Annotated in this window: 11 protein-coding genes; all 11 read left to right on the forward strand. The window is 52.0% G+C overall.

The annotated features are described in order from the left end of the window. The first annotated feature begins 32 nt into the window (after positions 1 to 32). The 11 genes from I8U19_RS08345 to rsmB all read left to right on the forward strand — a co-directional run bounded on the left by I8U19_RS08345 (position 33) and on the right by rsmB (position 12,242). Positions 33 to 1,106 carry a M42 family metallopeptidase gene (locus tag I8U19_RS08345; RefSeq protein WP_033100279.1) on the forward strand — a complete coding sequence of 358 codons (1,074 nt, stop codon included), beginning with the start codon at positions 33 to 35 and terminating at the stop codon, positions 1,104 to 1,106. A gap of 746 nt (positions 1,107 to 1,852) precedes the next feature. Continuing rightward, positions 1,853 to 3,250, forward strand: a complete 1,398-nt coding sequence (gene bcaP / locus I8U19_RS08350) for a branched-chain amino acid transporter BcaP (protein WP_033100318.1) — start codon at positions 1,853 to 1,855, stop codon at positions 3,248 to 3,250. A gap of 154 nt (positions 3,251 to 3,404) precedes the next feature. Then, positions 3,405 to 4,316 (forward strand): YicC/YloC family endoribonuclease, encoded by a 912-nt coding sequence (locus I8U19_RS08355; RefSeq protein WP_052154070.1) that lies wholly within the window; start codon positions 3,405 to 3,407, stop codon positions 4,314 to 4,316. A 184-nt stretch (positions 4,317 to 4,500) separates the two neighbouring features. Then, positions 4,501 to 4,767, forward strand: a complete 267-nt coding sequence (gene remA / locus I8U19_RS08360; RefSeq protein ID WP_033100282.1) for an extracellular matrix/biofilm regulator RemA — start codon at positions 4,501 to 4,503, stop codon at positions 4,765 to 4,767. A gap of 14 nt (positions 4,768 to 4,781) precedes the next feature. Further along, complete coding sequence (gmk, locus tag I8U19_RS08365; RefSeq protein WP_033100283.1) at positions 4,782 to 5,384, forward strand: guanylate kinase; 603 nt, start codon at positions 4,782 to 4,784, stop codon at positions 5,382 to 5,384. Positions 5,385 to 5,399: 15 nt separating this feature from the next. Continuing rightward, the gene (gene rpoZ / locus I8U19_RS08370; RefSeq protein ID WP_033100284.1) at positions 5,400 to 5,600 is read left to right on the forward strand and encodes a DNA-directed RNA polymerase subunit omega; all 201 of its coding nucleotides are present in this window, start codon (positions 5,400 to 5,402) and stop codon (positions 5,598 to 5,600) included. 201 nt (positions 5,601 to 5,801) lie between these two features. After that, a complete protein-coding gene (gene coaBC / locus I8U19_RS08375) occupies positions 5,802 to 7,001 on the forward strand; it encodes a bifunctional phosphopantothenoylcysteine decarboxylase/phosphopantothenate--cysteine ligase CoaBC (protein ID WP_033100285.1) in 1,200 nt (399 codons plus the stop codon). Further along, positions 6,991 to 9,471 carry a primosomal protein N' gene (priA, locus tag I8U19_RS08380; RefSeq protein WP_198055675.1) on the forward strand — a complete coding sequence of 827 codons (2,481 nt, stop codon included), beginning with the start codon at positions 6,991 to 6,993 and terminating at the stop codon, positions 9,469 to 9,471. The genes coaBC and priA overlap by 11 nt, the downstream gene beginning before the upstream one ends. Then, the gene (gene def / locus I8U19_RS08385; protein WP_033100286.1) at positions 9,458 to 9,934 is read left to right on the forward strand and encodes a peptide deformylase; all 477 of its coding nucleotides are present in this window, start codon (positions 9,458 to 9,460) and stop codon (positions 9,932 to 9,934) included. The genes priA and def overlap by 14 nt, the downstream gene beginning before the upstream one ends. 23 nt (positions 9,935 to 9,957) lie before the next feature. Next, positions 9,958 to 10,881 carry a methionyl-tRNA formyltransferase gene (gene fmt / locus I8U19_RS08390; RefSeq protein WP_198055728.1) on the forward strand — a complete coding sequence of 308 codons (924 nt, stop codon included), beginning with the start codon at positions 9,958 to 9,960 and terminating at the stop codon, positions 10,879 to 10,881. Next, complete coding sequence (rsmB, locus tag I8U19_RS08395; RefSeq protein WP_198055676.1) at positions 10,878 to 12,242, forward strand: 16S rRNA (cytosine(967)-C(5))-methyltransferase RsmB; 1,365 nt, start codon at positions 10,878 to 10,880, stop codon at positions 12,240 to 12,242. The genes fmt and rsmB overlap by 4 nt, the downstream gene beginning before the upstream one ends. Positions 12,243 to 12,373: the final 131 nt, after the last annotated feature.

Consider the following 12,373-nt stretch of genomic DNA (forward strand, 5'->3'; position numbering starts at 1 on the left):
AAACAAACAAGTCGAAACCGAGGAGGAACAAAATGGATCGTTTAACGCTGATGATGAAGGAACTGACGGAAGCCAACGGAGTGGCCGGATTTGAAGGAACGGTCCGGCAAAAGATGGAGCAATATTTGAAACCGCTTTCAGAAGAAATTCTCAAGGATCGGCTCGGCGGTGTCGTCGGAAAAAAAACAGGGGATCCCAAAGGCCCCCGCGTTTTATTGGCCGGGCATCTGGATGAGGTTGGATTTATGGTCACCCGGATCACTGAGCGCGGATTTCTGCGTTTTCAGCCACTGGGTGGATGGTGGCCGCACAACGTGTTGGCCCACCGTGTTACGGTTCAATCGCGCCGCGGAGACTACATTGGCGTGGTCGGTTCAAAGGCGCCGCATGTTTTGACACCGGAAGAGAGAAGAAAAGTGCTCGATTTAAAGGATATGTTTATCGATGTGGGAGCCGGCAGCCGGGAAGAAGTGGAGGAAATGGGAATCCGCCCGGGAGATCCGGTTGTTCCCGTTTCTGACTTTTTTACTTTGAAAAACGGTGAGTTATGGGGTGGAAAGGCACTGGACAACCGGGCTGGCTGTGCCATGGCTGTCGAAGTGCTGAAAAACCTTCAGGATGAGGATCATCCCAATGTTGTCTTCGCAGGAGCGACGGTACAGGAGGAAGTGGGAATGAGGGGAGCTTCCACGCTTGCCCACCTGATCAAACCGGACATCGCTTTTGCCCTGGATGTCGGCATTGCTTATGATACACCTGGTTTTGAATCGTACCCGGGTGAAGCGGCTCTCGGCAAAGGCCCCCTTATATACTTGATGGATTTTACCATGATCGGGCACGGCGGATTGCGAAATTTGATCATTGAGACTGCGGAAGAGCTGGAGATTCCCTTGCAATATGATGCGCTTCTCAGAGGAGGAACCGATGGAGGCCGTTTCCATCTAAACGGGGGCGGCTGCCCGACAGTTGCTCTCGGATTTCCGACGCGGTATATTCACAGCCATAATGCGCTGATGTCGAGAACAGACTTTGAACAGGCCGTGCGGCTGGTGACGGCAGTGGTCAAAAAGCTGGACCACAAGCAAATGGAAAAGCTGTGCGGTTAGTCTTGCTTTACATCGAGGCGGGCTTTCCCTGCGATTTGCCCAAGCCTTCTTCAGGGCAGTGCCCCGGGACATAAAATGTTTCAGAGAACACGCTCTCTTGCGGAGGGCGTGTTTTTTATTTTCCATATACTGGGGAGAAGACAGGTGTGTAGGGGGAAGTTTTTGAGTGCCGGGCTCCGGTGAAAACCCACAGGCTTCATCCCCCGATCTCCGGGAAGGGAGAGACTTCTTGCGGTCAAACTTCAATCAGATCCGCGATTTTCCACTGTTTGGAATTTTTGTTTTGCAGCAGAGACAAAGTCTGCCCGATTTTAATCATCCTTTGCCGGATCCAGTATTTGGTTAAACAATACTCTGCGGGAGAAGTGAATGGAAATCATCTCTGTTGAAAAAAATAAGAGGGAATCAAAAGAAGGCATACAGAGCCGGCCTTGGACATATTTTCCATATTTAATCGCCCGGAATCACAGGGAAACATTTCCAAAAAATATATTGTTGAAAAATCTGTTTATTTTTTTTAATATTGATATAGATTTTTTTAATAAATTCCTATAGCGTGGCTTAATTTTCTAAACTTTCTAATCGACACTGGGTGATTTTTAGCAAAAGCAGAGAGGCTGTCTGTCGATGCTGCTCCTAGGGGTCGTCCCTTGTATCAGACTGAATTTTTTCAATTGATTAGCAAATGCCGATTCAGATTGGCTTATTTTGCTAAAAATAATTTTGGTTGGGGGAAGCTGAGGAAGATGAATTTATTTCGTAAAAAAAATGTCAAGTCGATGTTGGACATGGCACAGGGAAAGAGCAAGCTGAAACGGGATTTGACCGCTTGGGATCTGACCTTGCTGGGGATTGGAGCCATCATCGGTACCGGTATTTTTGTTCTGACCGGAACCGGTGCGGTAAAAGCGGGGCCGGCACTTGTCATTTCCTTTATTCTTGCGGCAGTTGCCTGTGGATTGGCCGCTTTGTCCTATGCGGAACTTGCCTCGCTCGTGCCTGTATCCGGTTCCGTGTACACGTACAGCTATGCCACTCTTGGAGAGCTGATTGCCTGGATTATCGGATGGGATCTCGTCCTCGAATATTTATTTGCGGTCAGTTCGGTTTCCGTCGGGTGGTCGGGTTACTTTCAATCGCTGTTGTCCGGATTCGGCATCAACTTGCCGGAGGCATTGACCGCAGCGCCGGGAGTGCCGGGGAAATCAGGAATTTTTAACCTGCCGGCGTTTCTGATTGTAATGATTATTACGTTTTTGTTATCCCGCGGCATTCGTGAATCGAAAAAAGTGAACAACCTGATGGTGATTATCAAAATCTTGGTTGTCTTGCTCTTTATCGCGGTCGGAATCGGCTATGTGAAACCGGCTCACTGGTCTCCGTTTGCTCCGTTTGGTTTCAGCGGAATCTTTCAGGCGGCGGCTCTCGTCTTTTTTGCTTATGTCGGATTTGACGCGGTGGCCGCGGCCGCAGAGGAAACGCGCAACCCCAAAAAAGATTTGCCGAAAGGCTTGCTCTTTTCGCTGGGAATTTGCACATTGCTGTATGTCATCGTCACTCTCATTATGACCGGGATCGTTCATTATCAACAATTTAACCAGAACATGGATCATCCGGTTTCGCTCGCGCTCGAAGTGGCTCATCAAAACTGGGCGGCAGGCATTGTTGACCTCGGGGCCATTATGGGGATGACGACGGTGATTCTGGTTATGCTTTACGGACAGACGCGGATTTTCTTCTCCATGTCGAGAGACGGACTGTTGCCGAAAGTCTTTTCCCAGGTTCACCCGCGTTTTAAAACCCCTTACAGCAGCACCTGGCTCCTGGGGACGATCGCCGCTTTTATCGGGGCACTGCTCCCGCTGGACAAGTTGGCTGAACTGGTTAACATCGGAACCTTGTCGGCTTTTGCCCTCGTTTCCGTCGGCGTGATTGTCCTGCGGTACAAGCAGCCCGATCTGCCAAGGGCATTCCGCTGTCCGGGTGTTCCTTATTTGCCCGGTCTGGCCGTGCTTGCCTGTTTGTTCCTGATGTCACAGCTGAAATGGATCACTTGGGTGGCATTCCTCGTTTGGCTCGGCATCGGCTTGATCGTGTATTTCCTCTATTCGCGCAAACATTCGCTGTTAAATCAAGAAAAATAAGAGGTCATGGAGCCAATCACCTATGGCGGCTCTCCTGAATCTTTCGGGGGAGCCGCTTTTTTTGTTCATTGAAATGTCTGAATTCTGCCTCCTGATGGATAAACAGTAGATCGAAAACGTTTCATTTGATTATGATGGAAAGAGAACAAATTGGATGAAAGGGTTTAAAGACATGGAAAACAGAGTAACGGTGTTGAGCATGACGGGTTATGGACACGGGGAAGCAGAGGAAAATGGCATCCGCTTCGTCACGGAAATCCGTTCGACCAACCATCGTTTTTTGGATATTGTCATTCGCATTCCGCAGGGTTGGCTCTGTTTGGAAGACCTCGTGCGAAAACAGGTGCAAAAGGTTGCACGGCGGGGAAGAATTGATGTCTTCATCACGATTGAAGGAATCCGGCCGCCTGAGCGCAACGTGCAATTGGACTGGAATTTGCTGCGCGGCTTTTTGCAGGCCGGCAAAATCGCCGAACAGGAGTGGGGCATCCGGGCAGAACTGACCCTGGCTGATTTGCTTCAAAAGCCGGAGCTTTGGCTGATCGATGAAGTGAAATGGGATGTGGAAAAGTACCGTGCGGCGTTTCTCTCTTCGGTTGACGGGGCGCTGAAGGAGCTGAGACAAATGAGGGAGCAGGAAGGGAATCATTTGGGGCAAGATCTGACCGGGCGCCTGCAAACATTGAGTAAAATAGTGGAGGAAATCGAACGGGAGACGCCGATCGTGGCCGAACATGTGAAAAAACGGTTGAAGACAAGGCTGGAGGAGATGCTGGGGGATCTGGAAACCGATCCGGACCGCCTGCTTACCGAAGTGGCGATCTGGGTGGAAAAAGCAGACATCACTGAAGAGTTGACGAGACTGAAAAGCCACATGAGCCAGTTTGAAAAGGCTCTTTCCCAAAGTGAACCGGTTGGGCGCCGCCTCGATTTTCTTGTGCAGGAAATGAATCGCGAAGTGAATACCATCGGTTCCAAGGCGAACCTGCCAAGCATCAGCTCCCGGGTTGTGGACTGTAAGAGTGTTCTGGAAAAAATCAGAGAACAAGTGCAAAACATTGAGTAAAACATTGATTCGGACGGAAAAACGATCTAAAATAGCCTAGTAGGCTGGAAATGCGTTTTTTTTCTTTCATTCCTTTAATTTGGTATTTTTTACCTTATGAAGCGCAACTTTCAGAGCCGGGAATGTTTTCCATTCCTGCTTCGAAATACGATTGATCTCAAATTGGGTGAGGAGGTACTCAAACTTGGGTATCAAATTAATTAATATTGGTTTCGGCAATATTGTTTCGGCCAACCGGATTGTCTCCATTGTCAGTCCGGATTCCGCCCCGATCAAGCGGATCATTCAGGAAGCGCGCGAACGGGGTGTTTTGATCGATGCTACATATGGCCGCAGAACGCGTGCGGTCATCATCACGGACAGCGATCATGTGATCCTGTCAGCGGTACAGCCGGAGACGGTGGCTCACCGGCTGGCCAGCAAAGAACATCATGAAGAGATTGTTGAATAGGAAAGGACTTTTCTATGAAGGCGAATTATCTGCGTGAAGGACTGTTGATCGTGGTTTCGGGCCCGTCCGGTGTCGGAAAGGGAACGGTTTGTTCGGCACTTCGCAAAAAAATGCCGGAACTGACCTATTCCATTTCCGCTACGACCCGCCCGCCGCGTGAATCGGAAGTGGACGGAGTCAACTATTTTTTCAAGACCGTACCCGAGTTTAAAAAGATGATTCAAAACGACGAACTGATTGAATGGGCGCAATATGTGGGAAACTATTACGGAACTCCCCGGCGGTTTGTCGAGGAAACGCTGGCTTCCGGACAGGACATTTTACTGGAGATTGAGGTACAAGGAGCCATGCAGGTGCGGGAGAAATTTCCCCAGGGCATTTTCATTTTTCTGGTACCTCCTTCCTTTGAAGATTTGAAGCGCCGCATTTTAAACCGGGGCACGGAAACGGAAACCTCTCTGGCTCACCGCTTGGATGCCGCAACCGATGAGCTGAAACAGATCGAGCGCTACGATTACGTGGTGATCAATGATGAGGTGGAGCAAGCCTGTGAACGAATCCGGGCGATCATCACGGCCGAACATTGCCGGAAAGACCGCCTGATCTTAAGCGAATAGATGGGAGGAAGGAAAATGCTTTATCCATCCATTGATTTGTTGATGAAAAAAGCGGACAGCAAATATTCGTTGGTCGTTTTGGCGGCAAAGCGGGCGCGCCAACTGCTCGACGGGCAGGAGCCCCAAATCAAGCCGCATTCGAAAAAATATGTGGGGATGGCTTTGGAAGAGATCGCCGATGATCTCCTCGTGCCGGAACATCCGCACAAAGGATAAAGGCATGCCGATCAGGGGAACGTGCAAAGAGGAAACGGTTCCCCTGATCGTTTTGCTTGTTTTTGACGGCAACCTGTTTAAAAGGTTGTTCTTTTTGTGAGAAGAAGCGGATTGCGCTGAAACCCCGGAATGTCATATCTCCCGAATGAATAGCGCGAACAGTTTTTCCGGGGGAACGAAGGAAGGGAGAGGGGGATTGCCATGAAGGAAAAACGGATCGTGCTCGGTGTCACAGGTGGGATCGCTGCTTTTAAAGCCGCTTCTGTCGCCAGCGGGCTTGCGCAACGCGGATATGATGTGAGAGTGATTATGACCAAGTCGGCAACTCAATTTATCACCCCTCTTACAATGCAGATCTTGTCCCGGCATCATGTGGCAGTCGACACCTTTGATGAATATAATCCCGAAGTGGTGAACCATATCGATCTGGCCGATCACGCCGATTTGTTTATCATTGCCCCGGCGACGGCCAATATCATTGCCAAAATGGCCCTTGGACTCGGGGATGACATGCTGTCGACAACCTTATTGGCCACGCAGGCCCCGATCGTGGTTGCACCGGCGATGAACGTACATATGTACGAAAATCCGGTCGTGCAAAAAAATCTCGCGACCCTGAGAGAGCGGGGCGTCTTTTTCATTGAACCGGGGCAAGGGCATCTGGCCTGTGGTTATGTGGGAAAAGGACGCATGGCAGAGCCTGAGGAAATCATCTCGTGGGTGGAAACGTTTTTTGCCGGAGGGAAACCGCTCGCCGGAAAAACGGTGCTGATCACGGCGGGACCGACGCAGGAACCGATCGACCCGGTGCGCTATATCTCCAATCACTCTTCCGGCAAGATGGGATTTGCCCTGGCGGAAGCAGCCGCCAAGGCCGGGGCGGAAGTCATCTTGATCGCCGGTCCGGTTTCGCTGCAAACACCGGAGAGGGTGAAAAGAATCGACGTCGTGCGGGCTTTGGAAATGAGAGAAGCGGTTTTACACTATTTGCCGCAAGCCGATATTATAATAAAAGCAGCCGCTGTATCCGATTACCGGCCGTTGCAGGAACATGGGCAAAAGCTGAAAAAAACGGCGGATCAACTGACCCTCACGCTGACGAAAACGGAAGATATCGCCAGCGAAGTGGGAAAGAGAAAAAAAGAGCATCAACTATTCGTGGGATTTGCCGCAGAAACACAGCGGGTTGAGGATTATGCCAGAGAGAAGCTCGAGCGCAAGGGGATGGACCTGATTGTGGCGAATGATGTGACCTTACCGGGAGCGGGCTTTGGAACGGAAACGAATATCGTGACGGTTTATGACCGGCAGGGAAAAGTTCTGTCGTTGCCGCTGATGAGCAAGGCCGAAGTGGCAGCGGAAATCATCCGGCTGATCGGAGAACGCTTGCATGGGAACTGATGCCGGTTTGATTGCTGAAGTGATTGTCGATGTACCGGCCAAAGCCACCGACCGTCCCTATGATTACCGGATTCCGACTGAACTTTTTACGGAGGTGCAGATCGGCAGCCGGGTAAAAGTGCCGTTTGGCCCGCAGAAACGGATCGGTTATGTGGTCAATATCAAAGAACGGCCCGCTGCCGGACGCCTGAAATCGATTCAGGAGGTAATGGATTTTGCGCCCCCGCTCACTCCGGAACTGGTGCAGCTCGGGTTTTTTATGGCCAATGAGTATTTGTGCCGTACGATTACCGCTCTCCAATCGATGATTCCTGCCGTACTGAAGGGAACCTACCAAAAAGTCGTCCGTCTGCACCCGGAGGCCGGGCGAAAAGAAGAAACGCTGCTCAGCCTTTCTGCCAAGTCATTATTGGTTCACCTGCGCGAGCAGGGGGAGTGCGCATGGGAGGATGCTCTCCGTTTTGCAGGAGTGGATGCCTCTCTCCTGAGGCAACTGAGCGAGGAGAAATGGGTGGTTTTGGAGGAGAGAGTCGGCGATCGTGTCACGAAGCAAAAAGTGATCTTCGTCCGGCCCAAAAAACCGGAGGAATTGGCAAACGCCGCTGCTTCCCTGTCGGCCCGGGCGGTCAGACAAAAAGAAGTGCTTCGTTTTTTTGAAAAAAGGCCGCAAGAGATCGCGTTGCCCGATTTGCTGTCAGAACTGGGTGTCGCCCGTTCCACCGTAAAAACGCTGGTCGAGGCGGGATTTCTTGAATGGGAGGAACGGGAGTTGTATCGCGATCCCTTTGCCCATCGCCAGTTTGAGCGGACCGCTCCTTTGCCACTGACGCCTGAGCAGTATCAAGCCTTTGCGTCGATCGTGGCCCCGATCAGGGAACGCTGTTTCCGCTCCATTTTGCTTCACGGGGTGACGGGGAGCGGAAAAACGGAAATTTACCTGCAGGCGATCGCCGAAGTGATGCAGCAGGGGCGGGAAGCGATTGTACTGGTTCCGGAAATCTCGTTGACACCGCAGATGGTCGACCGTTTTAAAAGCCGGTTTGGCGATCTGGTGGCCGTGTTGCACAGCGGGCTTTCCGGCGGAGAACGCTATGATGAATGGCGCAAAATCCGGTTGGGTAAGGTTAAAGTGGCAATAGGAGCCCGCTCGGCGATTTTTGCCCCATTCCAAAATGTGGGGCTGATCATCATCGACGAAGAACACGAATCCTCTTATAAACAAGAAGAGAATCCGAAGTATCACGCGCGGGACGTTGCCCTGTGGCGGGCACAACACCATGGGGCTGTCCTGGTTCTCGGTTCGGCCACTCCGGCGGTGGAAACGGTTGTGAGCGCACAGCAGGGATGGCATGAGTGGGTGCAGTTGAAAGAGCGGGTAAAAGGAAGACCGTTTCCGCAGATGGAGATTGTCGATATGCGGGAAGAATTGCGCAAAGGAAACCGTACCATGTTCAGCGAGCGGTTGAAGGAGGAATTGCTTTCCTGTGTCAACCGGGGGGAACAGGCGGTTTTATTCCTCAACCGCCGCGGTTTTTCCACTTTTGTCATGTGCCGGGAATGCGGCGAAGCGCTAGTCTGCCCCCACTGTGACATCTCGCTTACCTACCATCAGACCAACCGGACGGTGCGTTGTCACTATTGCGGTTTTGCCCAGCGGATGCCGGGGGCGTGTCCGCATTGCCAAAGCAAACATATCCGTCATTTCGGCACGGGTACGCAACGGGTCGAAGAAGAACTGGCACGGCGTTTTCCCGGTCTGCGTGTGATTCGCATGGATGTGGACACCACCAGCCGGAAAGGGGCGCACGAACGGTTGCTCAACGCATTTGGCTCCGGAAAAGCGGATGTTTTGCTGGGAACGCAAATGATCGCCAAAGGATTGGACTTTCCGCAGGTGACGCTGGTCGGGGTGATCGCCGCCGATTCCATGCTGCATCTTCCGGATTTTCGGGCTGCCGAACGGACGTTTCAATTGTTGACGCAAGTGAGCGGCCGGGCCGGGAGGCATGAAAAGCCGGGCCGGGTGATCATTCAAACATACAGCGCTGACCATTACAGCATTGAACGGGCCGTTGAGCATGACAGCGACGGTTTTTACCGACAGGAAAGCATCATTCGGAAACAGCATGGATATCCTCCTTTTTACGGCTTGTTTACCCTCTTGTTAAGCCATCCGGATCGCGTTTCCCTGATGCGGCAGGGACAGGAAATGGCGCGTTTTCTGGGAAAGAATTTACCGAAGCGGACGCGGCTCCTGGGTCCCGTTCCCGCGCCGATTCCGAGGCTGAAAGATCGTTATCGTTTGCAAATGTTGATTAAATATCCCCCTTTGGATGAAGTAACCGCAGAAAAGTGCAAAATTTGCTTGCGGGAACTGGAGATGCGGATCGATGACGGGGATTTAAGGTTCAGCATAGATCGAGATGGAATTGTTTGGGAAAGGAGTTTTCATGAAAATGGCCATTCGTAAAATTGTGCAATATCCCGATCCCGTCCTGAAACAAAAGGCAAAGCCGGTGACCAAATTTCACGCGCGCTTGGCGAAATTGCTCGATGATATGGCGGAGACGATGTATGACGCTCGTGGCGTTGGATTGGCTGCGCCGCAAGTCGGAATCCTGAAGCGGGCAATTGTGGTCGATGTCGGAGAAGGGCTGATTGAAATGGTAAATCCGGAAATCGTCGAGAAAAAGGGAGAACAGATTTCTCCGCCGGAAGGCTGCCTCAGCATTCCCAATCTGCTCGGGGAAGTGCGCCGGGCCAACTGGATCAAGGTCAAAGGGCAGGATCGCCACGGAAATCCGGTGGAAATCGAGGCGGAAGGATACCTGGCGCGTGCCTTCCAACATGAAATCGATCATCTGAACGGCGTTTTGTTTATTGATGTGGCTGAACGCGTGTTCCGCCCGGATGAAGAGGAGGAAGAGGATTGACGGATCAAGTCAAAGTCTTGTTTATGGGAACTCCGGATTTCGCCGTTCCCTCCTTGGAATCGCTGGTACGGGAAGGCTATCATGTGATCGGGGTGGTGACCCAGCCTGATCGGCCCAAGGGCCGCAAGAAAGAATTGACTCCTCCCCCGGTTAAGATGGCGGCGCAAAAGCTGGGACTGCCCGTTTACCAGCCGGAAAAGTTGCGCGATCCGGAAGCGGTGGAAAGAGTATTGTCGCTGAAGCCGGATTTGATCGTCACAGCCGCCTACGGGCAAATTTTGCCGGAAGCTATTTTAAAGGAACCCAAATTCGGCTGCATTAACGTCCACGCTTCCCTCCTGCCGAAATATCGTGGGGGAGCCCCGATCCATCACGCGATCATCAACGGGGAGAAAGAAACCGGCATCACGATCATGTATATGGTCAAAGCGCTGGATGCGGGAGATATCATTTCACAACGCTCCATTCCGATCACGGATGATGATGATGTCGGAACCATGCATGAGAAGCTGAGCGTCCTCGGAGCTGAACTGTTGACGGAAACGTTGCCTCTGCTTCTGGAAGGCAAGATAACAGCGGTCAAACAGGATGAAAGTCAGGTAACCTATGCGCCCAATATTACGCGTGATGATGAAAAAATCGATTGGACACGCACGGCCATGGAACTTTGGAATCAGGTGCGAGGCCTTTATCCTTGGCCTGTCGCCTTTACCACTTGGAAGAATCAGCCGTTTAAAATTTGGCGGGCGAAGCCGGTTGAAAAACAGGCCACGGCCGAACCCGGGACAGTGGTGCAGATTGATGAAGCCGGGATTTTGGTCGCGACCGGAGGCGGACATTTGCTGTTGCAGGAGGTGCAGCCGGCGGGAAAACGCAGGATGCCGGTGGCTGAATTCGTGCGCGGGCGGCAGATGACGGTTGGAGAACAGTTAGGGGATCGGAAATGAAGAAAGCCACAGCCCGGGAAGTTGCGCTTGATATTCTGATTGAATATGAAGAAAGGCACTCATACAGCAATCTTCTCTTAAACCATGCTCTGGAAAAAAGCGGGCTGGATGACCGGGACAAGCGCCTGGTGACCGAGCTGGTGTACGGGACGATTCAGCGGATGAATACGCTTGATTGGATATTAAATTCCCTGGTTAAAAAAGGAACCGGTTCATTGGAGCCCTGGGTGGGCCAGCTGTTGCGCCTGGGAATTTATCAACTGGCCTATCTGGATAAAATTCCTTCCCGTGCAGCCGTTCACGAAACCGTACAGATCGCCAAAAAGAGAGGACATAAGGGGATTTCCGGATTGGTTAACGGAGTGATGCGGTCCTATCTGCGGCAGAAGGAGAGACTGACGCCTTCCGCCTTTCCGAAGAACATCAAGGAAAAAGCCCTTTATTATTCCCATCCGGAATGGATGGTGCGCCGGATGGAAGAAGTATACGGTGAAGAAGAATCCCGCCTGATGTTCACTTCCAATCATGTTCCGCCCAAAGTAAACATTCGCGTCAACTCCCTGCGCCTGACGCGGGATCAATTTATTGAAAAATGGGGAAGGCAGCAGGAGGGGAAGGCCCTCCCCTCTCCTGTTTCACCCGACGGCATCCGGATCGAGCGAGGCGGGAATCCGGCTTTCTCCTTGCTGTTCCGGGAAGGAGACTGTTCAATTCAGGATGAAAGTTCCATGTTGGTCGCTCCGGCGCTTGATCCGCGGCCGGGGATGAAGGTGCTCGATGTTTGTGCGGCCCCGGGCGGGAAAACGATGCATATGGCGGAACGGATGAAGAATGAAGGTTCCATTTTGGCTTGTGATATTCATGAGCATAAATTGGAGCTGATCTCTTCCAATGCAAACCGGCTGGGGATTACCATTGTCACTCCGAAAAAGGCGGACGGAAGGGAGCTGGGCAAAGAGATCGCCAGGGAGACTTTTGATGCCATTCTGCTGGATGCTCCTTGCTCCGGGCTGGGGGTGATTCGCCGCAAACCCGATATCAAATGGAGCAAAGAAGCCAGGATGATCGACACGCTGGTGCAGATGCAGAAGGAGTTGCTGGAAGCAGTTGCGCCGCTTCTGAAACCGGGCGGAGTGCTCGTCTACAGCACCTGCACCATTGAACCGCGTGAAAACCAGGAGCAGGTCGAGGCCTTTTTATCCCGCCATCCGGAGTTTTTTGCCGATGAAAAATGGCAGGAAAACCTGCTTCCGCTCGTGCGGGAGCGTGCCATCATCGCCGGTGGATGGCTGCAAATCCTGCCGCATCATTTTATGAGCGACGGTTTTTTTATCGCCCGGATGATCAAACGGCCATCGTGAAGACATGGCCCGAAACGGGACGACGACGGAAGGAGCCGGAGCGAAGAGAATGACCAAAAAGGCGGCGTGAACCGGCATATGGAGGCTGTGTGATCAAGTTGAACCATTCACCGCAACAGGTGGATGGTTTT

This window comes from Thermoactinomyces sp. CICC 10523, assembly GCF_016055105.1.
Lineage (GTDB): Bacteria > Bacillota > Bacilli > Thermoactinomycetales > Thermoactinomycetaceae > Thermoactinomyces_A > Thermoactinomyces_A daqus.

Coding starts and splice junctions, on each gene's coding strand:
- I8U19_RS08355 (WP_052154070.1), top strand. CDS start 3,405: ATGAAAGGGTTTAAAGACATGGAAAACAGAGTAACGGTGTTGAGCATG.
- rpoZ (WP_033100284.1), top strand. CDS start 5,400: ATGCTTTATCCATCCATTGATTTGTTGATGAAAAAAGCGGACAGCAAA.
- fmt (WP_198055728.1), top strand. CDS start 9,958: ATGGGAACTCCGGATTTCGCCGTTCCCTCCTTGGAATCGCTGGTACGG.
- bcaP (WP_033100318.1), top strand. CDS start 1,853: ATGAATTTATTTCGTAAAAAAAATGTCAAGTCGATGTTGGACATGGCA.
- def (WP_033100286.1), top strand. CDS start 9,458: ATGGCCATTCGTAAAATTGTGCAATATCCCGATCCCGTCCTGAAACAA.
- rsmB (WP_198055676.1), top strand. CDS start 10,878: ATGAAGAAAGCCACAGCCCGGGAAGTTGCGCTTGATATTCTGATTGAA.
- priA (WP_198055675.1), top strand. CDS start 6,991: ATGGGAACTGATGCCGGTTTGATTGCTGAAGTGATTGTCGATGTACCG.
- coaBC (WP_033100285.1), top strand. CDS start 5,802: ATGAAGGAAAAACGGATCGTGCTCGGTGTCACAGGTGGGATCGCTGCT.
- I8U19_RS08345 (WP_033100279.1), top strand. CDS start 33: ATGGATCGTTTAACGCTGATGATGAAGGAACTGACGGAAGCCAACGGA.
- gmk (WP_033100283.1), top strand. CDS start 4,782: ATGAAGGCGAATTATCTGCGTGAAGGACTGTTGATCGTGGTTTCGGGC.